The sequence below is a fragment of the Thauera sp. WB-2 genome (assembly GCF_027594845.1).
Lineage (GTDB): Bacteria > Pseudomonadota > Gammaproteobacteria > Burkholderiales > Rhodocyclaceae > Thauera > Thauera mechernichensis.
The window spans coordinates 3,947,622-3,973,121 of the sequence record NZ_CP088935.1; the positions used below are offsets into that span (position 1 = coordinate 3,947,622).

Consider the following 25,500-nt stretch of genomic DNA (forward strand, 5'->3'; position numbering starts at 1 on the left):
CTGCGATTCTAGCCGCAGTGCCGCGGCACTGCCAAGGAGGCAAGCGCGACCGGGTGGTCGCCGCTGCCGACATGCTGGCGCGAAAGCGGTGGGGTGCTCACCGTGGGAGCGGCACCCGCCGCGAGCTCTTCGGAGAATCCCCGGGACCCTGTCGCCTTCACACCCTCGCGGCTGGCGCCGCTCCTACGGCACCCGCGCGTCGGTTTCTGCCGCAGGAGCGGCGCCAGCCGCGAGTTGTTGAAGGAGATCTCGCGCGGGAGTCGGCAGGAACCAGCACGCTCACACGCCGCCGCCCCTACCAGTACCAGGGATGCGCAAATGGATGGCGGTAGAACGGGCGCGGATACCCCCAGCCCATGCCCCACCCCCAGGGGTAGCCGTAATAGCCTGCCCAGCCGCCGAAGAGCACACCGTCGCGCGGGTACACATGGGTCTGGCTGGTGCGCACGACCTTGTCGTCGATGAAGTGCACGTTGAACAGGGTCGCGATGCCCGGACCGTCATTGCGGACGTTCCAGTCCCACACCTCTTCGCCGGAGTTGCGGAAACGCTGCTCGGAGCGATGCGTGCCGAGCAGGCGCGAGACCTGCTCCTTGTCCATGCCGCGCTCGACGCGTGCCAGGTTCTCGGGCGCGAGCGCATCCCACTGGCGCAGCACGACACCGCCCGCGTCCACCTCGACCATCAGGCAGGACCAGCCATTGGGCTGAGTCGCATACTCCAGTGTGGTTGTGCCGTCCTCGTTGGACCAGCGCCGCGTCGGCTCCCCACGCTCGGCCAGTGCTTCGGTCTCGGTCGTGTATGGGCGCGGTGGTGCGAATGCGGCGCAACCGGCCAGCTGCATCACAAGCACGGCCAGTATCGCCCAGGCCAGGGCGCGCGCCACCGGCCAGGGCGACGCCGAGATGGGACTACCACCGATGCCGGTTGCCCCGCCATTGCTGTTTGCCATCTTTGCCTCCCTGCTTCGTCAGCGGCCGCGGTAGCGCGTGTATCGCCCCGTTCCCGTCACCCGTCCGTCGGTGTTGAAGGAGACGGTGAAGAAGACCGCATCGCCGCCGCTGGCCTCGCCATGGTCAATCTTCCATTCCCACACCGTCTCCTGCTTGAGCGCGAAGAACTGACTGGAGGCCGCCTTGCCGAGCAGGCGGCGAACCTGATCCGCGTTCATGCCGCGTTCGACCCTGGCAAAGGTGCCTTCGTTCAGCACCTGATCGATGCTGCGCAGGATCTGGTCCGGGCCGATGGTGATCATGAAACACTCGATTCCCTCGGGCTGACGGCTGTATTCCCAGGTCAGCGAGCCGTCCTCGTTGCGCCACTCCATGTGCGGTGGACCGAAGCGCTCGCGCACCTCCACCGCGGTCGACACGCCGGGCTTGAGCTCCTTGACGTTGATGTAGTCGCAGGCGGTGATGCCGATGGCGGACAACAGGCCGCAGATCCAGGCGAGCAGGCGTTTCATGGTGGCTCCGGTTGGCAAGGCAGCGGAACCGCCATGTTACCGCGCACTCGCCACCCAGATCCGCCCCCTCGGACGATGCATGCAGGCGGGAAGCACACTTGCCTGCGGATCTTCGCAACGCACTCTCGATCGGCATTTTGCACCGCACTGCGTGCACGTGCGATCCGAAGCGTAGCGCTGACCTGCAGGCCGCCGTGAGACGTGCCCAGCAATGGTGCGGCGAACCCTGTCCATGCGCCACGAAGGGGCTCAAGAGCTCCAGGCACGACATTCCCAATCGTAATATCAACGCCATATCAAAGACTTATTGCATTGCACAAGATTCGGCACAATTCCTGCAAAGGACGTCACGCGGCCCAGTCCTGGCCTGTATCCGTAGTTTCCCTAGCCATCTTGCGGAAGCCCGACTGCACGCGAAATACTTTGAAACACCCCCCGGAATCAACACGCCCAAGGCGGCCGGGAGTGTCCCTGCTCAGTCGGTACCCCATCCCTTCAGGAGGTGTTTGATGAAGCCTGTAAGAACTGCAGCTCTTTCCATCCTCGCCGCAACGACGCTCGGCCTGTCCTCTCATGCCAGCGCCGGCACCACGCTCGACGCAGTCATGAAGAAAGGCTACGTCCAGTGCGGTGTCAGCGACGGTCTTCCCGGTTTTTCCTTCACCGACGCGCAGGGCAACTACAAGGGCCTCGACGTGGACGTCTGCCGTGCCGTCGCCGCAGCCGTGTTCGGCGATGCCAGCAAGGTGCGCTTCACCCCGCTGACTGCCAAGGAACGCTTCACGGCCCTGCAGTCCGGCGAGGTCGACGTACTGTCGCGCAACACCACCTGGACCAGCTCGCGCGATTCCGGGATGGGCCTGCATTTCGCCGGTGTCACCTACTACGACGGCCAGGGTTTTCTGGTGAACAAGAAACTCGGCGTCAAGAGTGCCAAGGAACTCGACGGCGCTGCGGTGTGCATCCAGGCCGGCACCACTACCGAGCTCAACCTCGCCGACTACTTCCGCAGCAGCGGCATGAAATACACCCCGATCACCTACGACAAGTCCGACGAGACCATCGTCGCGCTCGAGGCCGGCCGCTGCGACGTGCTGACCTCCGACCAGTCCCAGCTCTACGCCCAGCGCATCAAGCTCGCCAACCCGGAAGACTACGTGGTGCTGCCCGAGGTGATCTCCAAGGAGCCGCTCGGGCCGCTGGTCCGCCAGGGTGACGACGAGTGGTTCAACATCGTGCGCTGGACGCTGTTCGCCCTGCTCAACGCCGAAGAGGCAGGCATCTCCTCGGCCAACGTCGAAAAGGAAGCCGCCAGCTCGACCAACCCCGACGTCCGTCGCCTGCTCGGCGCCGACGGTGACTACGGCAAGGACCTGAAGGTCTCGAAGGACTGGGTGGTCAACATGGTCAAGCAGGTCGGCAACTACGGCGAGATGTTCGAGCGCAACGTCGGCATGGGCAGCGAGCTCAAGATCGCACGCGGCCAGAACGCGCTGTGGAACGCCGGCGGCCTCCAGTACGCACCGCCGGTACGCTGAACGCCTCAGCTGATGCCTCATGACCCGGACGCCGCGGCAGCGGCGCCCGGGCCTCGACTGCAGCCCAACCTTCACCAACCGAGCGTCGCATGCATACTCCGGCAAGCAGCCCGCCGCCGCGGGCCTCCATGCTCAACGACCCCAAGGTCCGGGGCCTGGTGTTCCAGGTCCTCGCGATTGCAACGGTGATCGCGATCGGCTGGTACCTGTTCGACAATACCCAGACCAACCTGGCCCAGCGCGGCATCACCTCGGGCTTCGACTTCCTCGATCGCTCGGCCGGCTTCGGCATCCTGCAGGCCCTCATCCCCTACACCGAGAGCGACACATACGGCCGCGTCTTCCTCGTCGGCCTGCTCAACACCCTGCTCGTCGCCGTGCTCGGCATCGTACTGGCCACGATGATCGGTTTCATCGTCGGCATCGCGCGTCTGTCACCCAACTGGCTGATCAGCCGGCTGGCTGCCATCTACATCGAGATCTTCCGCAACATCCCGCCATTGCTGCAGATCTTCTTCTGGTATTTCGCGGTGTTGCGAGCCATGCCACCGCCACGCGACAGCCATGCGGTCGGCGACGCGATCTTCCTCAACATCCGTGGGCTCTATCTGCCTTCGCCGAGCGCAGCCGATGGGTTCTGGGCCTTCGTCACCGCGCTGGCGCTTGCCATCCTCGCCTGCGTCGTGCTGGCACGCTGGGCCAAGGCCAGGCGGGAAGCAACGGGCCAGGCCTTCCCGCTGCCCGCGGCCTGCATCGCGCTGCTGGTCGTCGTGCCCGCGGCCGCCATCGGCCTTGCCGGAACACCGCTGCATTGGAGCGTGCCAGCGCTGACCGGCTTCAACTTCCGTGGCGGCTGGGTGGTGATCCCCGAGCTCGTGGCGCTCAGTGTGGCACTTTCGATCTACACCGCCGCCTTCATCGCCGAAATCGTGCGCTCCGGCATCCAGGCCGTCAGTCACGGCCAGACCGAGGCCGCGCGCTCGCTGGGACTGCGTCCGGGGCCGACGCTGCGCCTCGTCATCCTGCCGCAGGCGATGCGGGTGATCATCCCGCCGCTCACCAGCCAGTACCTCAACCTGGTCAAGAACTCGTCTCTGGCCGCTGCGATCGGCTACCCCGACCTCGTCTCGGTGTTCGCCGGCACCGCGCTCAACCAGACCGGACAGGCAATCGAGACCATCGCCATCACGATGTCCGTCTATCTCGCAATCAGCCTTGCGATCTCGATCCTGATGAACATCTACAACAAGCGCATCGCGCTGGTCGAACGCTGAGGGAGCGACACGCCGATGAGCACCACACACCACTTCAAGCCCAGCCTGCCACCGCCAGCGATGTCGGTCGGCGCCATCGGCTGGTTGCGTGCCAACCTGTTCTCCAGCCCCTTCAACACCCTGCTCACGCTCGTGTCGGCCTGGCTGCTGTGGCTGATGGTGCCGCCAGTGCTGAACTGGGCCTTGTTCGACGCGACCTGGAGCGGTTCCAGCCGCAGCGACTGCAGCGCCGGCGGCGCGTGCTGGGTGTTCATCCAGAGTCGCTTCAGCCAGTTCATGTATGGCTTCTACCCGGCGGAGCTGCGCTGGCGGGTCGACCTCACGGTGATCCTCGCCATCGTCGGTGCCGCCCCACTGTTCTTCCGCGCGATGCCGAAGAAGTGGGTGTACGGAGTGGGCTACCTGCTCGTCTACCCCTGGCTGGCGTTCTGGCTGCTCTACGGCGGGCCCGGGCTCGACGTCGTCGAGACCAGCCAGTGGGGCGGGCTGATGCTGACCCTGGTGATCGCGGTGGTCGGCATCGCCGGGGCAATGCCGATCGGAATCCTGCTCGCGCTCGGCCGGCGCTCGGAGATGCCGGCAATCCGGGTGATCTGTGTCACCTTCATCGAGTTCTGGCGCGGCGTGCCGCTCATCACCGTGCTGTTCATGTCCTCGGTGATGCTGCCCTTGTTCCTGCCCGAGCAGGTCAGCATCGACAAGCTGCTGCGCGCACTCATCGCGGTGACGCTGTTCGAGGCCGCCTACATCGCCGAAGTGGTGCGCGGCGGCCTGCAGGCCATCCCGAAGGGCCAGTACGAGGCCGGCCGGGCGCTCGGCCTCGGCTACTGGCGGCTGATGGGGCTGGTGATCCTGCCGCAGGCGCTGAAGCTGGTGATTCCGGGCATCGTCAACACCTTCATCGCGCTCTTCAAGGACACCAGCCTGGTCATCATCATCGGCCTGTTCGACCTCTTCAACAGCATCCATCAGGCCACGGTCGACCCCGCCTGGCTGGGCTTCTCCACCGAGGGCTACGTCTTCGCCGCTGCGGTGTACTGGATCTTCTGCTTCGGCATGTCGCGCTATTCGATGCATCTTGAACGACGCCTGCATACCGGACACAAACGATAGGACCGCCCCGTCATGACCGAAAAGACGAACACGCGCACCCCCGGCGAGGACATCATGATCCGCATGGAGGGCGTGAACAAGTGGTACGGCGAATTCCACGTCCTCAAGGACATCGACCTCGCCGTCAGGCAGGGCGAGCGCATCGTGCTGTGCGGGCCGTCCGGCTCGGGCAAGTCGACCACCATCCGCTGCATCAACCGCCTGGAGGAACATCAGAAGGGCCGCATCGTCGTCGACGGCGTCGAGCTGACCTCGGACCTCAAGCACATCGAGGCCATCCGCCGTGAGGTGGGCATGGTGTTCCAGCACTTCAACCTGTTCCCGCACCTCACCGTGCTGCAGAACTGCACGCTGGCGCCGATGTGGGTGCGCAACATGCCCAGGCGCGAAGCCGAAGAGGTGGCGATGCACTACCTCGAGCGCGTTCGCATCCCCGAGCAGGCCGGCAAGTACCCCGGCCAGCTCTCCGGCGGCCAGCAGCAGCGGGTCGCGATCGCGCGCGCGCTGTGCATGAAGCCCAAGATCATGCTGTTCGACGAACCCACCTCCGCGCTCGACCCGGAGATGGTGAAGGAGGTGCTCGACACCATGATCCAGCTCGCCGACAGCGGCATGACCATGCTGTGCGTGACGCATGAGATGGGCTTCGCGCGCACCGTGGCCGACCGCGTCATCTTCATGGACCGCGGCGAGATCATCGAACAGGCGCCGCCCGAGACTTTCTTCTCCAACCCGCAGAACGAGCGCACCAAAACCTTCCTCGGCCAGATCCTCAATCACTGAGCCGGACCAGCGATCGATCGACACCGACAGCCCAACAAGAAGGCCGGCCCGGGTTACCCCGGCCGGCCTTCGCACATCCTTCGACGGATGCTGGCTTACTTCATGTCGGCGATCGCCTCGTAGGTGCTGCCGCTGACCTTGAAGAAGGCGTAGTTGCCCGGCACGTCGCCGGCGGCATCGAATTCGTGGTCGCCGGCGGCGCCCTTGTAGTCGATGTCCTTGCCTTCGGCGATCAGCTGCTTGGCCTTGGCCCACTCGCCGGCCATGATCGGCTCGCCCGGCGCCGACGCCACGGCGCGCAGCGACTCGGCGAGCTTGGCCTTGTCGCCACCGGCCTTCTCGATCGCGAGCGCAACCAGGAAGGCGGCGTCGTACGAGGTGGTGGTGAAGATCGCGTCGGGGTTGCCACCGGCGGCCGAGAACGCGGCGCGGAAGGCATCGAGCGAGGCCGAGGCCTCGCCCACCGGCGCCGAGGCGAAGAAGCCGCCCAGGTTCTGCTCGCCAAGCGAACGGATGACGGCCTCGGACTTCATGCCGTCGGCACCGATGAAGGTCTTGAAGAAGTTGTTCTCCAGGGCCTGGCGCAGGATGGTGAGGCCGGTGCCATCGCCGTAGTCGAAGATGACCAGGGTGTCGGCACCGCCGCGGGCGAGCTGGGCGAGGTCGGAGCGGTAGGAAGCCTTGCCGTCCTCATGCCCGGAGTAGCCGGCGATGGTGCCGCCATTGGCTTCGTACTCGGCCTTGAAGGACTCGGCCAGGCCCTTGCCGTAGTCGTTGTTGAGGTAGGCCACCGCCACCTTGTCGATGCCGCGCGCCTTGAGGGTGCGCGCGAGTGCGCGGCCCTGGTAGTCGTCGGACGGCACGGTGCGATAGACGAGGTCCTTGTCGTTGATCTTGGTGATCTCGGGCGAGGTCCCCGAAGGCGTCACCATCAGCACGCCTGCCGGCACCGTGACCGAGTTGGCCGCGGCCAGCACCGCGCCCGAGCAGTGCGGACCGACGGTGGCGATGACGCGGTCGATGTTGACCGCCTTGGTGGCGGCGTCGGTGGCGTTCTGCGGGTTGCAGGCGCTGTCGCCGACCACGACATCGAGCTTGCCGCCGTTGAGGATGCCGCCCTGTTCGTTGACCTGGGCGATGGCCAGGCGGGAGGCGTCGAGCATGGACGGCGCCATTGCCGCGATCGGGCCCGAGATGCCGCCGAGCAGGCCGATCTTGACGTTCTGCGCGTGCGCGGGGCTTGCCAGCACGGCCGCACCGAGCAGCGAGCCGACGAGGGTTGCGAGCGTCTTCTTGTTCACTAGGATCACCTCCAGAATGTGCCGGGGGCACGGGTTGTCTGAATGGGGCGCAGCGCGGCCCCGGTCAGGGAAGGGGTCACAGCAAAGCGGTCAGGCACCAGGGCCGGGCGGGCTTCATCGTCGGGACGATGCAGCGCCAGCCTGGCGCTCGGGCAGGATGCCCTCCGGCCGGAAACGCAGCACCAGCTGCAGCGTCAGGCCGATGATGAACACGCGTGCGTACTTGGCCTGGATCGCTACCTCGGCGGGCAGACGGTCGGTGAGCAGTTCGGACACCGACCAGATGATCCAGATCGCCGCCGCGCCAAGGATGGCGCCGCGGTTGTTCCCGGAGCCGCCGAGGATGAGCATGATCCAGATCAGGAAGGTGGCAATCATCGGGTCGATCGCCTCGGGCGTGATCGAGCGATTGAAATGCACGAACAACGCGCCCGCCAGGCCCATCAGCGCCGAACCGAAGACGAAGGCCTGCAGGCGGCGGTCCGCCACCCGCTTGCCCATGGCAGCGGCGGCGTTCTCGTTGTCGCGGATGGCCCGCATCATGCGGCCCCAGGGCGCATTGACCTGGCGCTCGACGAGCATGTAGGCAAGCAGCACCAGCACCACAACGATCGCCAGGAAGGCCAGCTGCGACTGCATGTAGGGCAGCTCGCCGAAGGGCCGCGGGATTCCGGTGATGCCGCGCACGCCGCCGGTGAGCCAACCTTCGGTACGGATCACCAGGCGGATGATCTCGGCGATGCCGATGGTGGCAATCGCCAGATAGTCGGAGCGGAAGCGCAGGCAGATCTTGCCGATCGGCCAGGCGATGGCGGCGGCGACAAGCATCGCTGCCACCCAGCCCAGCACCATCGGCAGCTCGAAGCCGCCCAGGCGGTGCGCTGCCGGCAGGCTGGTGAGGATGGCCGAAGTGTAGGCACCGATGGCGAAGAAACCGGCGATGCCGGCATTGAACAGACCGGTGAAGCCCCACTGGATGTTGAGCCCGAGCGCGAGCAGGGCGTAGATGCCGATGAGGATGGCCATGAAGACCGCGTAGTTGGCGAGACCGAGCAGATCCATCAGAGCACCTTGCCGTTGAGCAGGCCGCGCGGGCGGACGAGCAGGATGAGCAACAGCAGCGCAAAGGCGGTTGCCGCCTTGTACTGCGCCGGCAGGATGAAGATCGACAGCTCCTCGGCGATGCCCACCACCAGGCCTCCGAGCACCGCGCCCTCGACCCGCCCCACCCCGCCGACGATGGCGGCGGCGAACATCGGCAGCAGCAGCTGCCAGCCCATCATCGAGTGCAGTTCGGTGTTGATGCCGAGCATGAAGCCCGAGGCCGCGCACAGCGCGCCGACGATGGCCCAGGTCAGCATCGTCACCTTGCGGTTGTCCACCCCGGACAGACGGGCCAGATCGGGGTTGTCGGACATCGCTCGCATCGCCTTGCCCCACTTGGAGTGACGCAGGAAGAGCGCGAGGCCGACCACGATCAGCACCACCGAGGCCAGGGTGTAGAGCTCACGCGGACGCAGCAGGATGCCGAAGTAGGAATCCGGTCGTACGATGCCGGTGGCGTAGGTCTTGGGATCCACGCCCCACACCACCTGCACCACCGAGCGCAGCATCAGCGCCACGCCCAGCGAGGCCATCACGGTAACGATCTTGGGCCGCGCCTTGAGGTAGTCGTAGAAGGCCTTGTCCACGCCGATGGCCACGACCGCAGTCGCCGCCATCGCCACCGGCAGCGCCGTCCATGGGTCCATGCCACCGGCGACGAGGGCGAGCGCGATGAAGGCGCCCAGCGTGGCCATGTCGCCATGGGCGAAGTGGGCGAAGCGCAGGATGCCGAACACCAGCGTGATGCCGATGGCGCCGACCGCGTAGATGGAGCCGAGGACGATGCCCGGCACCAGGTAGAAGTTGAGGAAATCGAGCAGGGGCATGATTCGTCCTGTCAGCCGCCGAGGAACATCTCGGCCACTTCACGATCGGCGAGCAGGGCCTGGCCCGTGCCCTCGTGGCGGTTGGCGCCGGTTGCCAGCACGTAGCCGCGGTCGCAGAAGGCCAGCGCCTGCTTGGCGTGCTGCTCGACCAGCAGGATGGACACGCCGGCGTCGCGTACGTCGCGGGTGATCTGGAAGATCTGCTCCATGTATTTGGGCGAGAGGCCGGCAGTGGGCTCGTCGAGCAGCAGCAGCTTGGGGTCGAGCATCAGCGCGCGGCCCATCGCCACCATCTGGCGCTGGCCGCCGGAGAGATCCCCCGCCAGGTTCCTGCGTTTGGCCTTGAGGTCGGGGAAGAGGCCATAGACGCGGTCGTAGGCGGCCGAGAGGTCGCCGCCGCGCAGGAAGGCACCCATTTCGAAGTTCTCGTGCACCGTCATCTCGCGGAACACATTGTCCACCTGCGGCACGTAGCACACCCCGCGCTGCACGATGCGGTTGGGCGCCCAGCCGGTGATGTCCTCGCCGTCGAACACGATCGCCCCGCCACGCACGTTGAGCAGCCCGAAGACGGCCTTCATGGCGGTAGATTTACCGGCCCCGTTGGGGCCGACGATGACGACGATCTCGCGCTCGGCCACCGTGATCGACACGCCCTGCAGGATGTCGGCGTCGCCATAGCCGCCACGCACGTCCTTCATGTCGAGCAAGGGCATCACAGGTCCTCCTTGTGGAGTTCCTGCTCGCGCAGCTGCTCGACCTTGGGGTCGTGCTCGAACTCATTGCGCTCGATGGCCGAGGGCGTCTCGCCGAGATAGGCCTCGAGCACGCGGGCGTCCGAGCGCACGGTATGGAAGTCGCCCTGGATCAGCACCTTACCTTCGGCCATGCACACCACCGGCTGGCACAGCTTCTCGATCATCTCCATATCGTGCTCGATGAGGATGAAGGTGTAACCCCAGTCGCGGTTGAGGATGAGGATCTTCTCCTCGAGCTTGCGCAGCAGGGTGCGATTGACGCCCGCAGCAGGCTCGTCGAGCAGCACCAATTTGGCGTCGGTCATCATCGTGCGCCCCAGCTCGAGCAGCTTCTTCTGGCCGCCGGACAGGTTGCCCGCACGCTCGTCGGCGACGTGGCTGAGTTCGAGGAAGGCGAGCGTCTCGTCTGCCTTGCGGCGCACGGCCTCCTCGACGCGCTGCACCTTGCCCCAGGACAGCCAGTTGGCGAACAGATCCTCCCCCGGTTGCGCGGGCGGCACCATCATCAGGTTCTCGCGCGCAGTGAGACGGCCGAACTCGTGCGGGATCTGGAAGGTGCGCACCAGGCCCTTGTGGAAGAGCGCGTCGGTCGACAGCGGGGTGACATCCTCGCCCAGGAAGCGGATCGTGCCGGCCGTGGGCTGCAAGGCGCCGGCGATGAGGTTGAACAGGGTCGTCTTGCCAGCGCCGTTGGGGCCGATGAGACCAAGGATCTCGCCCTCGTTCACCCTCATCGTACAGCCGTCGACGGCACGAAAGCCGCCGAAGGCTTTGACCAACCCATCCACTTCAAGCATAAGCATTCCTTGCTTGCGCGTAGCTCGCCCCGATGGGGCGGCGAAGGGCCGCTGCGACTGCTCACGCTGGTCACGACGGCAAAGTCTTTTTACCATCCGGTTACGATTCACGACTCTACAACAAGCCCCAGGGGGCGAGAAGTCAGGGCCAACCGCAAGAGGATGCTGCTGCCAGACCCGTGCATCCGCACGCCCCACGCCCCTGAACGCTGGCCACCTCGATGCCGCTTCCATTCTTGCCGACCGCCATGCGCACCACCACCACGGGCAAGCCCGGCGCATGCCGCCCCCTTGCGACCTGCCTGCGCCCACCGCGGAGTCGCGACGCATGAGCCTGCTGCACGCGTGCAAGGTCAGCAAGCGCTACGGCGGCCTGCAAGCGCTGGACGACATCTCGTTCGAAGTCGAACAGGGTGAGATCTTCGGGCTGATCGGCCCCAACGGCGCTGGCAAGACCACCCTGTTCAACCTGCTCACCGGCAGTGAACGTGCCGACAATGGCCACTTCACGCTTGGCGGCGAGAGCCTGCCTGCAGGCCCGCCGCATGCCGTTGCACGCTGCGGCATCGCCCGCAGCTTCCAGAACACCCGCCTGTTCCGCGAGCTGAGCGTGCTCGAGAACGCCATGGTCGCCGCCGACGCCCGAGCGCGGACCGGGTTATGGGCCACCCTGGCGGGGACGCGCGCGGCGCGTGCCGAGGAGGCGGCCTGCCGCGCCAGCGCCCTGCGCTGGCTCGACTATGTGGGCATCGCGCACCTTGCCGACGCCGCTGCCGGCACGCTGTCCTATGGCGACCAACGCCGGCTGGAGATCGCCCGTGCGCTCGCCGGCCAGCCACGCCTGCTCGCGCTCGATGAACCCGCGGCGGGCATGAACGCCACCGAGACGGGCGTACTGAAACGCCTGCTCGAGCGCATCAGGGCCGACGGCGTCACCATCGTCCTGATCGAGCATGACATGAGCCTGGTCATGGCAGCGTGCGACCGCATTGCCGTACTCGACTTCGGTCGGCTGATCGCGCAAGGCACACCCGCAGCGGTGCGGCACGACCCCGTCGTGATTGCCGCCTACCTGGGAGGCAGTCATGCAAGGTGACCGCACGCTGCTGCAGGTCGACGCGCTGACCGTCGCCTACGGCGGCATCGAGGCGGTGAAAGGGGTCTCATTCACCATCTGCGAAGGCGATCGCCACTGCCTGATCGGCGCCAATGGCGCGGGCAAGAGTTCCACCCTGGCCGCCATTGCCGGGGCCACGCCGCTGGCTGCAGGGAGGCTGCGCTTTGCGGGCGAAGACATAGACAAGCTGGAAGCCCACGCGCGCGTGCGCCGCGGCATCGCCCTGGTGCCCGAGGGGAGAGGGCTGTTCGCGCGCCTGACGGTGGCCGAGAACCTGCGCCTGGGCGCCTATGCGCGTAACGATCGCCACGGCATCGAGGCCGACCTCGACAAGGTCTTCACCATGCTGCCGCGGATTCACGAGCGCCTGCACCAGACCGCCGGCACACTCTCCGGCGGCGAGCAGCAGATGCTCGCCATCGCCCGTGCACTCATGTCGCGCCCGCGCCTGCTGCTGCTCGACGAGCCTTCAATGGGGCTGGCGCCACGCATCGTCGACACCGTGTTCGAGGTGCTGGACTCGGTGTCGACAGCCGGACTGGGGATCCTGCTCGTCGAGCAGAATGCCCGCCTCGCGCTCGAATTCGCCGCGCAGGGGCACGTGATGGAGAACGGCCGCATCGTCCTCAGCGGGCGCAGCCCGTCCCTGCTCGAGGACACGCGCGTACGTCGCGCCTATCTCGGCGGCGACTAGTGCAGGACGTGGATGCGCCGCGACCCGTATCCGTTGTTCAGAATATAATCCTTCACCCACGGAGCCGGAGCCCTGCACATGCAACACATCACGCCGAAGGAAGCCCATGCGCTGCTGCAGTCCAGGCCGGACGCACTGCTCATCGACGTCCGCAGCGAGATCGAATACCTCTTCGTCGGCCATCCGGTGGGCGCCATCCATGTGTCGTGGAACGACGGCCCAGACTGGGAGGTGAATCCGAACTTCGTGGGCGAGGTCAAGAAACTCGCCGGCAACGGCGGCCACCGCCCGATCCTGCTCATCTGCCGCTCCGGCAATCGCTCAGAAGTCGCGGGCGAGGCGCTCGAACAGGCGGGCTTCACCACCGTCTACAACGTCAGCCATGGCTTCGAAGGCGAACTCGACGCCAACCACCACCGCAACTCGGTCAATGGCTGGCGCTTCGACGGCCTGCCCTGGGCGCAGTGCTGAGCGCACGGCCCGCACTCACAGCGTCGCCTGGCGCCTCCGCCACATCCACAGCAGCCAGCACGACACACCGAGCCCCACGAACAGCGCCATGCCTGTGGCAAGGCTGAGCGTACTCGTCCACAGCAATGGCGCCACCACGCCCGCCAGCAGCGCATTGATGCCGATCTGCATGAAGCTCTGGCAGCTCGACGCCATGCCGCGACGCGCCGGAAACAGATCCAGGGCGAGGATGTTCAGTGTCGGCGTGGCAATCGACATGCCGCAGCAATAGAGGCCGACCGCAAGCACGATCCAACGCTCCGCCCCAGGCAAGCCCGCGGACACGAGCAGGTTTGCCAGCACGGCCGCGAACATGAGGGCAAAACCCGCCCCAACGGTGCGCCCCGGCCGCCAGACCCCGGCCATGCGCTCCGAGAGCAGCGAGCCGAGCATCATCCCGCCCACGGCGGGGCCGAACAGCCAGATGAACCCCGTCGTACCCAGGCCAAGGTGCTCAAGGATGAACACGGGTGCGGACATGACGTAGAGGAAAAAGCCGCAGAAATTGAGTGCGGCGGTCAAGCCGAGCAGCACGAAGGCCGGGCTGCCGAAGACCGCCCGGTAGCCGCGCAACAGTTGCGCCGGGTGCAGCGACTGGCGCTCCGCCACCGGCAAGGTCTCGGGCAGCAGGCGCCAGGTCGCCAGCGTGAGCGCGATACCGAACACGGCCAGGAAGATGAAGATCGAGCGCCAGCCGGCGAGCGCAAGGAGGGCGGCGCCCACCAACGGCGCGATCGCCGGCGCAAGGGCGAAGATGAGCATCACCCTCGCCATCAGACGTTGCGCCTGCGCCCCCTCATGAACATCGCGCACCACGGCACGGCCCACGACAACGCCAGCGCCGCCGCATACACCCTGCAGGACGCGCCCCAGCCACAGCCACTCGATGCTGGGCGCGGCGGCACACAGTATCGAGGCCAGGGCGAACACCGCGGTCAGCACGAGCAGCACACGCCGGCGCCCATAGCGGTCGGCCAGCGCACCGTGCCACAGCACCATGCCCGCCAGCCCCAGCATGTAGGCGCTCAGGGTCTGCTGAACCTGGATCGCTGTCGCCTCGAGATCGGCGCCGATCCGCGGAAAGGCAGGCAGGTAGGTGTCGATCGAGAATGGGCCGATCGCGGACAATGCCGCGAGCAGCCAGGGCAACCAGAGTGCGTTGGCAGGCATGTAAGGAGTCAGCCGGATGCGGGAAGGAAGCACACAGCCCGTGTGAGGCAGTGCGCCTACGGCATCCAGGTCGGTTCGGGAACAAGGACACCAGCTTAACCCAGTGCGGGGGCGGGCGCCCGCGATCAGCGCCCATCGACGCTGCGCCGGTACTGGATGGCCTCGGCCACCTGCGCGGATCCGGGCTGAGCCAGGCCAGCCAGGTCGGCGAGCGTGCGCGCGACGCGCAGGATGCGGTGATAGGCACGCGCGGACAGGTTGAGGCGGCTCATTGCCTGCTTGAGCAGGCTCGCCCCGGCGGCGTCCGGTGTGCACCAGCGCTCCACCTGCCCCGGTTCGAGGCGGGCATTGACCGTGCCCTGGCGTTCGAACTGACGCGAGCGCGCCGTCGCCACGCGTGCGCGCACCGCGGCCGAATCCTCCCCCGGACTGGCGCTGGCAAGCTCATCGTGCGCGATCGCAGGCACTTCAACGCTGAGATCGATGCGGTCGAGCAGCGGGCCGGAGATGCGCGCGCGATAGCGCGCCACCTGCTCAGGCGTACACACGCAGGCGCGATGCGGATGGCCGGCATAGCCGCAGGGGCACGGATTCATCGCGGCCACGAGCTGAAAGCGGGCCGGAAACTCAGCGCGCTTGCGCGCACGCGACACCGTCACCGTGCCGCTCTCGAGCGGCTCGCGCAAAGCCTCGAGCACACGGCGATCGAACTCCGGCAGCTCGTCGAGGAAGAGCACGCCGTGGTTTGCCAGCGAGATCTCGCCTGGCCGCGGCATCGCCCCGCCGCCGACGAGCGCGGCAGCCGAAGCGGTGTGGTGGGGCGCCCTGAAGGGCCGCTGGCGCCAGCGCGCGGGATCGAAGCTCCCTTCGAGCGAGAACAGCGCGGCGCTCTCGACCGCCTCCGCCTCGGTCATCACCGGCAACAGCCCCGGCAGACGCTGAGCGAGCATCGACTTGCCCGTGCCGGGCGGGCCAAAAAGCAGGATCGAGTGCGCACCTGCTGCTGCCACCTCAAGCGCGCGACGCGCCTGCAACTGACCACGCACGTCGGCGAGGTCGGGCATGCCGTCGCGTAACGCTGTCTCGGGAGGCCGTGATGCCGCACGCTGCAGCACGGTATGGCCATTGAGGTGAGCGCACACCTCAAGCAGGCTGGCAGCCCCCAGCACGAAGGCATCCTGGGCGAGCACGGCCTCGGCAGCATTGTCGGCCGGCAGCACCAGCTTACGGCGCGCACGTGCTGCGGCCAGCGCCACCGCCAGCACACCACGCACCCCGCGCAGGCCGCCGGTCAGCGACAGCTCGCCACAGAACTCGATGCCGTCAAGGCTCCCATCAGCCACCTGACCGGACGCGGCCAGGATGCCAACGGCAATGGCGAGATCGAAGCGCCCGCCCTCCTTTGGCAGGTCGGCAGGCGCGAGATTGACGGTGATCCGGCGTTGTGGGAATTCGAACTGCGAGGTCTGGATCGCGGCGCGCACACGATCACGCGCCTCGCGCACCTCGGTATCGGGCAGGCCGACGAGGTTGAATGCCGGCAGGCCGTTGGCCAGGTGCACCTCGACCATGACCTCGTGGGCTTCGAGGCCGTCGAGCGCTCGACTGCGCACCAGCGCAAGGGACATGCGGTTCTCCGGACTGGACGGAGCGCCAGTCTAGCGGAGAAGCAAAAAATGACAAAAAACTATTCCGGACAGATCGATCCGGACTGTGGTCAAACGCTGCGGTCTGCCTCTGCGGCAAGCAGACGCTCGAGCTCTGCCACCCGCTGTTCAAGTTCGGCGAGCTTCTGGCGGCTGTGGGCGAGCATCTCGCGCTGCACCTCGAACTCCTCCCGCGTCACCAGTTCCAGCTTGCCGAACGCGCTGCCGATGAGCGCCTTGGCGTTTTTCTCGATGTCGCGAACCGGGCTGTTGGCGGCGAGCTCGGAGAGCTTGGCGCCGATTTCGTCAAGGATGCGGGGAGTGCTCATGGTGGCCTGCCTGAAACGTGAGGAATGGCGCGAAGTCTAGCACGCCGCCCGCGATGCACCAGAAGCTGGCAGTCACGGCCCGGCTCGATGCACCAAGTCGGTGCATACCGAGCCATTCTCGTGCATGAATCCGTGCGGCAGCGCAGCAAAACAACGGCTGCGCCCCCCCAATCATCCTGATAACTTCATATTTAACAATCACTTCAGTTTGCTGGCACACGCCGTGCTTTGGGATCAGCGTCAAAACCCGAAACCCGCTCAGGAGTTCATCATGCGCAAGTCCCTTCTCACCACCGCCCTTCTTGCCGCACTGCCCTTCGCAGGCGTCGCCCATGCCGGCGACGGCCCCATCAGCGCCAACCTGACCATCACCACGGACTACGTCTTCCGCGGCATCACCCAGTCGCAGGGCAAGCCGGCACTGCAGGGCGGCTTCGACTACGCGCACGAGAGCGGGCTCTACATCGGCACCTGGGGCTCGAACGTCGGTTGGGTCGACGACATCGCCAAGACCAACAACAGCCTCGAGCTCGACCTCTACGTCGGCTATGCGGGCGAAGCAGGCCCCTTGTCTTACGACGTCGGCGTGATCCAGTACTACTACCCGGGCGACAAGATCGCCGGCACGCCGTCGCCGGACTCGACCGAGGTCTACCTGTCGCTGGGCTGGCAGTTCCTCGAGCTGAAGTACTCGCACGCCGTCTCCAAGCACCTGTTCGGGTGGACGGGCACGAATGGCGAGAAGACCCGCAACAGCAACTATCTGGAGCTCAACGCCGAGTACGAGGTCGCCCCGACCTGGACCTTGTCGGCGCACGTCGGCCACCAGCGCATCCGCAAGAACAGCGATGCGACCTACACCGACTGGGGCCTGGGCATCAGCAAGGACGTCGGCTTCGGCACCGTTGCATTCAGCTATTCGGACTCCGACGCCAATGGCAGCTGCGCACTTGGTCAGCCCTACTGCTTCGGCAGCAATGGCAAGAACGCGGCCGGCGACCGCTACGCGCTGTCCTTCACGAAGGAATTCTGATCCCTCGCGGCCCGGACACCCGCTTCCGGGCCGTTTGCGAGAACCATGACAGAGGCAAGCCCCATGAAACTCATCGCTGCCATCATCAAGCCGTTCAAGCTCGACGAAGTGCGCGAAGCACTCTCGGCCATCGGCGTGCAAGGCATCACGGTCACCGAGGTCAAGGGCTTCGGCCGCCAGAAGGGCCACACCGAGCTCTACCGTGGCGCCGAGTACGTCGTCGACTTCCTGCCCAAGGTAAAGGTCGAGGTCGCGGTGACCGACGACATCCTTGACCAGGTGCTGGAAGCCATCGAGAAGTCCGCCGCCACCGGCAAGATCGGCGACGGCAAGATCTTCGTCTTCGATCTCGAACAGGCCATTCGCATCCGCACCGGCGAGTCCGGCACAGATGCGCTCTAAGGGAGAACATGCAATGAAGCGAATCCTGCCCCCCCTGCTGGTGGCCACGACCGCCAGCCTTGCCGGCCCCGCGGTGGCCAGCGAATCAGAGGTACTCAAGCACGTCTTCGAGCTGCAGTACGCCATGGACACCTTCTACTTCCTGGTGTGCGGCGCCCTCGTGATGTGGATGGCAGCGGGTTTTTCGATGCTCGAGGCCGGCCTGGTGCGCTCGAAGAATACCGTCGAGATCCTCACCAAGAACGTCGCCCTGTTCGCCATCTCCTGCATCATGTACCTGATCTGCGGCTACGCGATCATGTATGGCGGCGGCATCTTCCTGTCAGGTATCGACGGCGGTGACAAGCTCGTCGATGAAGCCTTCCAGGCCTTCGCAGAGCGCGAGGACGGCTTCGGCGGCGACTCGATCTACTCCGGCGCTTCCGACTTCTTCTTCCAGGTCGTGTTCGTCGCCACCGCGATGTCGATCGTCTCCGGCGCCGTTGCCGAACGCATGAAGCTGTGGGCCTTCCTGGCCTTCGCGATCGTCATGACCGGCTTCATCTACCCGATGGAAGGCTCCTGGACCTGGGGCGAGAACGACGTCCTCGGCCTGTACAACCTGGGCGACCTCGGCTTCTCGGACTTCGCCGGCTCGGGCATCGTGCATATGGCCGGTGCGGCTGCCGCGCTCGCCGGTGTGATGCTGCTCGGCGCCCGCAAGGGCAAGTACGGCCCCAACGGCGAGGTACGCGCCATCCCCGGCGCCAACCTGCCGCTGGCCACGCTCGGCACCTTCATCCTGTGGATGGGCTGGTTCGGCTTCAACGGCGGTTCGGTGCTGAAGCTGGGCGACATCGCCAACGCCAACTCGGTGGCCATGGTGTTCCTCAACACCAACACTGCCGCAGCCGGTGGTGCGGTAGCCGCACTGATCGTCTCCAAGCTGATGTTCGGCAAGGGTGACTTGACCATGCTGCTCAACGGCGCGCTCGCCGGCCTGGTGGTGATCACCGCCGAGCCTTCGACCCCGACCCCGCTGGTGGCAACCCTGTTCGGCGCCGCAGGCGGTGTGCTGGTGGTGCTGTCGATCACCTTCCTCGACAAGCTCAAGATCGACGACCCCGTCGGCGCCATCTCGGTGCACGGCAGCTGCGGCCTGCTCGGTCTGCTGCTGGTGCCGGTCACCAACGGCGACGTCAGCTTCATCGGCCAGATCGTCGGTGCCCTGACCATCTTCGTGTGGGTCTTCGTGTGCAGCCTGATCGTGTGGAGCGTGCTCAAGGCGGTGATGGGTATTCGCGTCACGGCCGAGGAAGAGTACGAAGGCACCGACCTCACCGAGTGCGGTCAGGAAGCCTACCCCGAGTTCGTGACGAAGTAAGCATCAGCCAGCAAGCCTCACCCGGCAGGCGTCGCCTGCCGGCTCGCAAACCGCAGGGCGGGGCGCTACGGCGCCCCGCCCGCGCACCGGAGAAGACCATGAAGTTCATCACCGCGATCATCAAGCCCTTCAAGCTCGACGAAGTCCGCGAAGCACTGTCGGCCATCGGCGTGCAGGGCATCACCGTCACCGAGGTCAAGGGTTTCGGCCGCCAGAAGGGCCATACCGAGCTCTACCGTGGCGCCGAGTATGTCGTCGACTTCCTGCCCAAGGTGAAGGTCGAGGCAGCTGTCGACGACAACGTGCTCGACCAGGCTCTGGAAGCCATCGAGAAGTCCGCCGCCACCGGCAAGATCGGCGACGGCAAGATCTTTGTCTTCGATCTCGAGCAGGTCATCCGCATCCGCACCGGTGAGACCGGTACCGACGCCCTGTAAGCGAGCACACCCAAAATGAAAACAATCCATACGCTGCTGTCTGCAAGCCTTCTTGTCGGCCTGCCCGCCGTCTCCGGCGGCGCCCTCGCCCAGGAGGCGGCCGAAGCCGCCGTCGAGGTGCACAAGGGCGATGTCGCCTGGATCATGACCGCGACGCTTCTCGTGCTGATGATGGCCCTGCCCGGCCTGGCGCTGTTCTATGGCGGCCTGGTGCGCGCCAAGAACATGCTGTCGGTGCTGATGCAGGTGATGACCGTGTTCTCGCTCAACGCACTGCTGTTCGCCGTCTATGGCTACAGCCTGGCCTTCACCGAGGGCACCCCCTTCATCGGCTCGCTCGACAAGGTCTTCCTGTCCGGCGTCACCATCGACTCGCTCGCCGACACCTTCACCGACAACGTGAAGCTGCCCGAATTCGCCTTCATCGCCTTCCAGGCCACCTTTGCCGGCATCACCGGCGCACTCGTCGTCGGCGCCTTCGCCGAGCGCATGAAGTTCTCGGCGGTGCTGATCTTCTCGGTGATCTGGTTCACCTTCTGCTACCTGCCGATCTGCCACATGGTGTGGGGTCCGGGCGGCTACCTCCTGGAGGACGGTGCGCTCGACTTTGCCGGCGGCACGGTGGTGCACATCAACGCCGGTATCGCTGGCCTGGTGGGCGCCTACATGGTCGGCAAGCGCATCGGCTTCGGTCGCGAATCGATGGCACCGCACAGCCTGACGCTGACGATGGTCGGCGCTTCGCTGCTGTGGGTGGGCTGGTTCGGCTTCAATGCCGGCTCCAACCTCGAGGCCACCTCGGGCGCGGCGCTCGCCTTCATCAACACCTTGTTCGCCACCGCCGCCGCGGTGCTGGCCTGGTCGCTGGCCGAGGCCCTGCTCAAGGGCAAGCCCTCGATGCTGGGCGCGGCCTCGGGCGCGGTCGCCGGCCTGGTCGCCATCACCCCTGCCTGCGGCTCGGTGGGCCCGATGGGCGCGATCGTGATCGGCACGCTGTCCGGCTTCATCTGCCTGTGGGGCGTCAATGGCCTCAAGCACATGCTGGGCGCCGATGACGCCCTCGACGTGTTTGGCGTGCATGGCGTGGGCGGCATCGTCGGCGCGATTCTCACCGGCGTGTTCGCTGCGCCCGCCCTGGGCGGCACCGGCGGCGAGGACTTCGCCATGGGCGCCCAGGTTTGGATCCAGACCTGGAGCGTGATCGTCACCATCGTGTGGTCGGCAGTGGTCGCCTTCATCGCCTACAAGATCGCGGACATCCTGGTCGGCCTGCGCGTGCCCGAAGAAGAGGAGCGCGAGGGCCTGGACATCACGGCGCACGGGGAGTCCGCTTATCGCAGTTGAGCCGCAAGGCCAAGCACTTCACCTGCGGGACCGCTCTCCTCCGGTCCTGTTTCGAGCGGCGCCCTGCGGGGCGCCGTTTTTTCGCTCAAGCCTCAGCCCGATGCTGTGCAATGCACCGCCAGCCATAGCGCATCCGCACTGGTTGAGGACACCCTGTGCCGGCAGTGCGCAGGCAAGGCAAGCCAGTCGCCTGCGGTGAGCGTGATCGTGTCGCCGCCGTCGAACTCGAGCACAGCCTCGCCAGCGAGCAGCGCTACCCACTCGTCCCAGGCCTGGTCGTACCACTCGCCGGAGGCGCTTGCATGGCCATGGGAGACAATGCGCTCGATCCGGCAGGCCGGGTTGGCGAACAGGGTCTGGAAGATCTCGCCCCCGGCTGGCGGCGGCAGCGCGGCAGCGAGCTTGCCGCGCTGGATGGTGGCAACAGGCGCACTCATCGCACCGCTCACGACACGATGTAGGCCGCCGAGCCGGTGGCGAGCAGCTTGCCATCGGCGGCGAGAAAGCCCATCCGCGTCGAGGCGACGCGCGACCCCAGGCGCAGCACCTCGGCCTCCATGCGGAAGGACTCACCGATGCCGGGGCGCAGGTAATCGACCCGCAGGTCGATGGTTCCAAGACGGGAGAAACGGTGCAGGCGCTGCAAAACCGGCTCGTCCAGATGACGGGCGCCGATCGCCCCCATCACCGCCAGGCCGCCCATGGCGTCGAGGCAGGCCGATATGACCCCGCCGTGGATGCGGTTGTGCAGAAAGTGTCCCACCAGCTCCGGGCGCATCTCGATTCGCCCGGTGGCACGTACCCCATCGATGTCCTCGATGCGCAGGCCCATCAGCGCATTGAATGCGATATTGCGCTCGAAAATCTCGCGCACACCGGCGATGAACTCGGGCTCGAACTGAACCGGGCTTTCGTTTGTACTCGTGCTCTTCGACATCTGTAAGCCATCCCTCCTCGAGTGCTACGGGCCGGAGGGCGGATGCCCCCCGGTTACCCGGCATCAGGCCAGTGCGGCATCCGTATCCATCAGCGCCGCGCTGCCCGCACGCGCCGCACGCATCAGCATCGCCGTCTCCGGGAACAGGCGGGCGAAGTAGAAGCGTGCGGTCTGCAGCTTGGCAGTGTAGAACGGGTCGGTGCTGCCGGCGGCGAGCTTCTTGAGCGCGACCGCGGCCATCAGCGCGAAGAAGTAGCCGAACACCAGGTGCCCAGCCACGCGCAGGTAAGGCACCGCGGCGGCTCCCGCCTCATCCGGGTCCTGCAAGGCCTTGGCGCCGATCTCGGTGGTGAACTTGATCATCTGCTCGGCAAGTTGCGCGAGCGGGCTGATGAACTCGGACATCTTTTCATTGCCCCCCTCTTCGCGCAGCAGCGCGCCCACCATGCGGCCGAACTTCTGCAGTGTGGCGCCGTTGTTGCCAAGCACCTTGCGTCCGAGCAGGTCCAGGCTCTGCACGGTGTTGGTACCCTCGTAGATCATGTTGATGCGGGCATCGCGCACGAACTGCTCCATGCCCCACTCCTTGATGTAGCCATGGCCACCGAAGACCTGCATGCACTCGTTGGTGGCGGCAAAGCCGTTGTCGGTGACGAAGGCCTTGGCGATAGGGGTCAGCAGCGCAAGCAGCTCGGCGCTGTCCTGGCGCACTTGTTCGTCAGGGTGGTGCAGCTCCTTGTCCGACAGCACCGCGCAGAAGCACAGCAGCGCGCGCGCACCTTCGGCATAGGCCTTGGCGGTAAGCAGCATGCGGCGTACATCGGGATGCACGATGATCGGGTCTGCCGGCTTGTCGGTGGCCTTGGGGCCGGTGAGGCTGCGCATCTGGATGCGCTCCTTGGCGTAGGCAAGCGCGTTCTGGAAGGCAACCTCGGTCAGCCCCAGGCTCTGGTTGCCTACGCCGAGGCGGGCGGCGTTCATCATCACGAACATGGCCTGCAAGCCCTTGTTGGGCTCGCCCACCAGCGTTCCGATCGCGTTCTCGAGCACCATCTGGCAGGTGGCATTGCCGTGGATGCCCATCTTGTGCTCCAGGCCGCCGCAGAAGATGCCGTTGCGCGCGCCGAGGGAGCCGTCGCCGTTGATCAGGTACTTGGGCACGATGAAGAGCGAGATGCCCTTGCTGCCTACCGGCGCGTCGGGCAGGCGGGCCAGCACCAGATGCACGATGTTGGCGGCGAGATCGTGCTCGCCCGCGCTGATGAAGATCTTCTCGCCGCTGATGCGGTAGGTGCCGTCACCCTGCGGCTCGGCCTTGGTGCGCAACAGCCCGAGATCGGTACCGCAATGTGGCTCGGTCAGGCACATGGTGCCGGTCCATTCGCCGCTGGTCAGCTTCGGCAGGTACAGCGCCTTCTGGGCGGGCGAGCCATGCGCGTGCAGGGCCTCGTAGGCGCCGTGCGACAGGCCGGGATACATCGTCCAGGCCTGGTTGGCGCTGTTGAGCATCTCGTACAGGCACTGGTTGAGGACCAGGGGCAGGCCCTGGCCGCCGTGCTCGGGATCGCAGGCCAGCGAAGGCCAGCCGCCGGCGACGTACTGCGCGTAGGCCTCCTTGAAACCGGCGGGTGCGCGCACCTCGTGCGTGGCACGATCGAGCTTGCAACCTTCGCTGTCGCCTCCGACGTTGAGCGGAAAGGTCACCTCGGCGGCGAACTTCCCCGCCTCCTCGAGCACGGCGTTGAAGGTGTCGACATCAAGCTCGGCGTGCGGCGGGCAGGCCTGGAGCTGGCCGACGGCGTCGATGACCTCGTGCAGCACGAACTGCATGTCGCGCAAGGGTGGGGCGTACTGGGGCATTGCGTATCTCCTCCGGGTGGTGTCGGGCGACCGGCCTGCACGAGGGCAGACTCAATCAAACGTTCGTTTTATTTTATACGGACATAAGCCCGAGTCAAACGATCGTTTGAACTCCGCCGCCTCTGCGGCCTGCCTCTGCACTCCCCGCCCCCGGAAACGATCGAGGCGACCCGCAGGTCGCCTCGATCATGCCGCTTTGCCACTGCAGTCCAGGCTGCAGTGCGGGGTTCAAGCACGCGGGACCGGCACTCCGGGGCTGACACACAGCGTGTGGTTGAGGGCGATGATCGCGTTCTTGTAGTCACTGCGCTCGATGATGAACTGCATGTTCACCTGGCGCAGCGTCTGCGACACGCAGTTCACGTTCACCTGTGCATCGGCCAGGGCCTGGGCGGCGCGCGCGAGCACGCCCGGAATGCTGATGTTCGAACCGATCGCGCACACGATCGCGCTCGGCTTGACGGTGACCACCTCGTAGCGCGCCTCGAGTTCGGCGACCAGCGCCGGCGTCACCGAGCTTTCCCACAGCACATGGGCAATGGAGTTGGCATTGGTGGCCTTGAGGATGTAGGAGATGCCGTGCCGGCAGAAGATCTCCATGATGCCCAGGTCAAAGCCGACCGTACCCACCATGCTCGGATCGTGAATCTCGACCAGGGTGACCTTGTCGCTGCCGGTCACCATCTCGACACGGGCGCGCTCGCCGACGTAGTCCTTGGTGATCAGCGTGCCGGGATGCTCGGGCTCGAAGGTGTTCTTGAGGCGGATGGGAATACCGGCAAGTTCCATCGGCTTGGCCGCCTTGGGGTGGATCGCCTCCATGCCGACATCGGCGAGCTGATCGGCGACGTCGTAGTTGGTGGCGCCCACGACCACCGCGTTCTCCAGGCCAACAATGTTGGGGTCGGCCGAGGACAGGTGGAACTCCTTGTGGATGACGGCTTCTGCCGGGCGCACCTCGACCGCGATCTTGCTGAAGGTGACCTCGGAGTAGCCGCGGTCGAACTCGCGCATGATGCCTTCCGTGCCCTTGGTGTAGCCGGTGGCAACAATCACGTTGCCGGCGATGTCCAGGCCCTTGAAGCTGTTGTGGATGCGCTCGTCGATGGTCCACGCCTCGTCGTCATGGAAGCCGGCGAGGTCGAGCAGGATGGCCTTGATCCCCTTGGCCTTGAGCATCTCGACGCTGTTGAAGGCGCTGTGCGACTCGCCGATGGAGGCCAACACCTCGCGCGCAGCCAGCAGCACGTCCTCGCGACGGATGTAGCCGCTGGCGAGCACATGGTGCATCGCGTCGAGGTACTTCTTGACCTCGCCGATGCGCTCATCGACGAAGGCATCGGCCACGTCGAGCGGCAGGCCCAGCTCGGCAAAGCCAGCGTTGAGCTGCTTGAGGCTGACGGCCAGGCCGTCGAGCGCGGCATGGTAGTCAGCGCCGTCGGCAAAGAGGGCGTAGATGCCGGGCTGGCCGGTCTTCTTGTGCTCCAGAAGCTGGTTGGTCACACCCGAGTAAGCCGACACCACGAAGATGCGGCCGTAGATCCGGGCGCTGTCGTAGAGCATGATGTGGCGCAGCACGTCGCCGAATGCGGACATCGAGGTGCCGCCGATCTTCTCCACCGAGATCATCTGATTGCCAGGGCTTTGCATGAGGTGAGTTCCAGTTCTGGTTGCGGGCCGATCCAAACCCGTTATCGT

26 protein-coding genes are annotated in these 25,500 nt (G+C 66.1%); 12 read left to right on the forward strand and 14 right to left on the reverse strand.

The window, feature by feature from the left end; all coding sequences use genetic code 11:
• Nucleotides 1-295: 295 nt before the first annotated feature.
• Together LQF09_RS18000 and LQF09_RS18005 are read right to left on the reverse strand one after the other, a co-directional pair.
• Nucleotides 296-952, reverse strand: a complete 657-nt coding sequence (locus LQF09_RS18000) for a hypothetical protein (RefSeq protein WP_270068613.1) — start codon at nucleotides 950-952, stop codon at nucleotides 296-298.
• A gap of 18 nt (nucleotides 953-970) precedes the next feature.
• A complete protein-coding gene (locus tag LQF09_RS18005) occupies nucleotides 971-1,465 on the reverse strand; it encodes a hypothetical protein (protein WP_002928792.1) in 495 nt (164 codons plus the stop codon).
• Between the two features lie 509 nt (nucleotides 1,466-1,974).
• On the opposite strand from LQF09_RS18005, the gene LQF09_RS18010 reads away from it, so the two are divergent.
• From LQF09_RS18010 to LQF09_RS18025, 4 genes are all read left to right on the forward strand, one after another.
• Complete coding sequence (locus tag LQF09_RS18010) at nucleotides 1,975-3,003, forward strand: amino acid ABC transporter substrate-binding protein (protein ID WP_270068614.1); 1,029 nt, start codon at nucleotides 1,975-1,977, stop codon at nucleotides 3,001-3,003.
• Nucleotides 3,004-3,092: 89 nt separating this feature from the next.
• Complete coding sequence (locus LQF09_RS18015) at nucleotides 3,093-4,277, forward strand: amino acid ABC transporter permease (RefSeq protein WP_270068615.1); 1,185 nt, start codon at nucleotides 3,093-3,095, stop codon at nucleotides 4,275-4,277.
• Nucleotides 4,278-4,292: 15 nt separating this feature from the next.
• A complete protein-coding gene (locus LQF09_RS18020; RefSeq protein ID WP_270068616.1) occupies nucleotides 4,293-5,390 on the forward strand; it encodes an amino acid ABC transporter permease in 1,098 nt (365 codons plus the stop codon).
• A gap of 54 nt (nucleotides 5,391-5,444) precedes the next feature.
• Entirely contained in the window at nucleotides 5,445-6,173 is a 729-nt protein-coding gene (locus tag LQF09_RS18025) for an amino acid ABC transporter ATP-binding protein (RefSeq protein WP_270069897.1), read from the forward strand.
• Nucleotides 6,174-6,268: 95 nt separating this feature from the next.
• Here the strand turns inward: LQF09_RS18025 and LQF09_RS18030 are convergent, their stop codons facing one another.
• The 5 genes from LQF09_RS18030 to LQF09_RS18050 form a co-directional block, all read right to left on the reverse strand.
• Nucleotides 6,269-7,474: an ABC transporter substrate-binding protein gene (locus tag LQF09_RS18030; RefSeq protein WP_002928780.1), complete on the reverse strand. Its 1,206-nt coding sequence runs from the start codon at nucleotides 7,472-7,474 to the stop codon at nucleotides 6,269-6,271.
• Nucleotides 7,475-7,588: 114 nt separating this feature from the next.
• Nucleotides 7,589-8,536, reverse strand: a complete 948-nt coding sequence (locus tag LQF09_RS18035; RefSeq protein ID WP_270068617.1) for a branched-chain amino acid ABC transporter permease — start codon at nucleotides 8,534-8,536, stop codon at nucleotides 7,589-7,591.
• Nucleotides 8,536-9,405 carry a branched-chain amino acid ABC transporter permease gene (locus tag LQF09_RS18040; protein WP_002937940.1) on the reverse strand — a complete coding sequence of 290 codons (870 nt, stop codon included), beginning with the start codon at nucleotides 9,403-9,405 and terminating at the stop codon, nucleotides 8,536-8,538. Before LQF09_RS18040 ends, LQF09_RS18035 begins: the two co-directional genes overlap by 1 nt.
• An 11-nt stretch (nucleotides 9,406-9,416) precedes the next feature.
• Nucleotides 9,417-10,121, reverse strand: a complete 705-nt coding sequence (locus LQF09_RS18045; protein ID WP_002928777.1) for an ABC transporter ATP-binding protein — start codon at nucleotides 10,119-10,121, stop codon at nucleotides 9,417-9,419.
• Nucleotides 10,121-10,966: an ABC transporter ATP-binding protein gene (locus LQF09_RS18050; RefSeq protein WP_232431560.1), complete on the reverse strand. Its 846-nt coding sequence runs from the start codon at nucleotides 10,964-10,966 to the stop codon at nucleotides 10,121-10,123. Before LQF09_RS18050 ends, LQF09_RS18045 begins: the two co-directional genes overlap by 1 nt.
• Nucleotides 10,967-11,288: 322 nt before the next feature.
• Between LQF09_RS18050 and LQF09_RS18055 the strand changes: the two genes are divergently transcribed.
• The 3 genes from LQF09_RS18055 to LQF09_RS18065 all read left to right on the forward strand — a co-directional run bounded on the left by LQF09_RS18055 (nucleotide 11,289) and on the right by LQF09_RS18065 (nucleotide 13,242).
• Nucleotides 11,289-12,056, forward strand: a complete 768-nt coding sequence (locus tag LQF09_RS18055; RefSeq protein ID WP_270068618.1) for an ABC transporter ATP-binding protein — start codon at nucleotides 11,289-11,291, stop codon at nucleotides 12,054-12,056.
• Complete coding sequence (locus tag LQF09_RS18060; protein WP_002928774.1) at nucleotides 12,046-12,771, forward strand: ABC transporter ATP-binding protein; 726 nt, start codon at nucleotides 12,046-12,048, stop codon at nucleotides 12,769-12,771. Before LQF09_RS18055 ends, LQF09_RS18060 begins: the two co-directional genes overlap by 11 nt.
• Before the next feature lie 78 nt (nucleotides 12,772-12,849).
• Nucleotides 12,850-13,242, forward strand: coding sequence for a rhodanese-like domain-containing protein (locus LQF09_RS18065; protein WP_002928773.1), 393 nt, complete (start codon nucleotides 12,850-12,852; stop codon nucleotides 13,240-13,242).
• 15 nt (nucleotides 13,243-13,257) lie between these two features.
• Here LQF09_RS18065 and LQF09_RS18070 read toward each other — a convergent pair whose 3' ends face one another.
• The 3 genes from LQF09_RS18070 to LQF09_RS18080 form a co-directional block, all read right to left on the reverse strand.
• Complete coding sequence (locus tag LQF09_RS18070; RefSeq protein WP_002928772.1) at nucleotides 13,258-14,451, reverse strand: multidrug effflux MFS transporter; 1,194 nt, start codon at nucleotides 14,449-14,451, stop codon at nucleotides 13,258-13,260.
• Nucleotides 14,452-14,576: 125 nt separating this feature from the next.
• Nucleotides 14,577-16,079 (reverse strand): YifB family Mg chelatase-like AAA ATPase, encoded by a 1,503-nt coding sequence (locus LQF09_RS18075; RefSeq protein WP_002928771.1) that lies wholly within the window; start codon nucleotides 16,077-16,079, stop codon nucleotides 14,577-14,579.
• Between the two features lie 89 nt (nucleotides 16,080-16,168).
• Nucleotides 16,169-16,426 (reverse strand): accessory factor UbiK family protein, encoded by a 258-nt coding sequence (locus tag LQF09_RS18080; RefSeq protein WP_002928770.1) that lies wholly within the window; start codon nucleotides 16,424-16,426, stop codon nucleotides 16,169-16,171.
• A gap of 271 nt (nucleotides 16,427-16,697) precedes the next feature.
• Between LQF09_RS18080 and LQF09_RS18085 the strand changes: the two genes are divergently transcribed.
• The 5 genes from LQF09_RS18085 to LQF09_RS18105 all read left to right on the forward strand — a co-directional run bounded on the left by LQF09_RS18085 (nucleotide 16,698) and on the right by LQF09_RS18105 (nucleotide 21,005).
• Nucleotides 16,698-17,459, forward strand: a complete 762-nt coding sequence (locus LQF09_RS18085) for a TorF family putative porin (RefSeq protein WP_270068619.1) — start codon at nucleotides 16,698-16,700, stop codon at nucleotides 17,457-17,459.
• 63 nt (nucleotides 17,460-17,522) lie between these two features.
• Nucleotides 17,523-17,861, forward strand: a complete 339-nt coding sequence (gene glnK / locus LQF09_RS18090) for a P-II family nitrogen regulator (RefSeq protein WP_002928762.1) — start codon at nucleotides 17,523-17,525, stop codon at nucleotides 17,859-17,861.
• Nucleotides 17,862-17,874: 13 nt separating this feature from the next.
• On the forward strand, nucleotides 17,875-19,224 hold the full coding sequence (locus LQF09_RS18095; protein ID WP_270068620.1) for an ammonium transporter: 1,350 nt from the start codon (nucleotides 17,875-17,877) through the stop codon (nucleotides 19,222-19,224).
• 98 nt (nucleotides 19,225-19,322) lie between these two features.
• Complete coding sequence (gene glnK, locus LQF09_RS18100; RefSeq protein WP_002928757.1) at nucleotides 19,323-19,661, forward strand: P-II family nitrogen regulator; 339 nt, start codon at nucleotides 19,323-19,325, stop codon at nucleotides 19,659-19,661.
• A 117-nt stretch (nucleotides 19,662-19,778) separates the two neighbouring features.
• The gene (locus LQF09_RS18105; RefSeq protein WP_002928755.1) at nucleotides 19,779-21,005 is read left to right on the forward strand and encodes an ammonium transporter; all 1,227 of its coding nucleotides are present in this window, start codon (nucleotides 19,779-19,781) and stop codon (nucleotides 21,003-21,005) included.
• Nucleotides 21,006-21,097: 92 nt separating this feature from the next.
• On the opposite strand, the gene LQF09_RS18110 is transcribed toward LQF09_RS18105, so the two are convergent.
• The 4 genes from LQF09_RS18110 to LQF09_RS18125 all read right to left on the reverse strand — a co-directional run bounded on the left by LQF09_RS18110 (nucleotide 21,098) and on the right by LQF09_RS18125 (nucleotide 25,452).
• Nucleotides 21,098-21,442, reverse strand: a complete 345-nt coding sequence (locus LQF09_RS18110; protein WP_270068621.1) for a cupin domain-containing protein — start codon at nucleotides 21,440-21,442, stop codon at nucleotides 21,098-21,100.
• Between the two features lie 8 nt (nucleotides 21,443-21,450).
• Entirely contained in the window at nucleotides 21,451-21,942 is a 492-nt protein-coding gene (locus LQF09_RS18115) for a thioesterase family protein (RefSeq protein ID WP_002928727.1), read from the reverse strand.
• 63 nt (nucleotides 21,943-22,005) lie between these two features.
• Nucleotides 22,006-23,802: an acyl-CoA dehydrogenase C-terminal domain-containing protein gene (locus tag LQF09_RS18120; protein ID WP_270068622.1), complete on the reverse strand. Its 1,797-nt coding sequence runs from the start codon at nucleotides 23,800-23,802 to the stop codon at nucleotides 22,006-22,008.
• A gap of 228 nt (nucleotides 23,803-24,030) precedes the next feature.
• Complete coding sequence (locus LQF09_RS18125; protein WP_002928724.1) at nucleotides 24,031-25,452, reverse strand: aspartate kinase; 1,422 nt, start codon at nucleotides 25,450-25,452, stop codon at nucleotides 24,031-24,033.
• Nucleotides 25,453-25,500 lie beyond the last annotated feature (48 nt).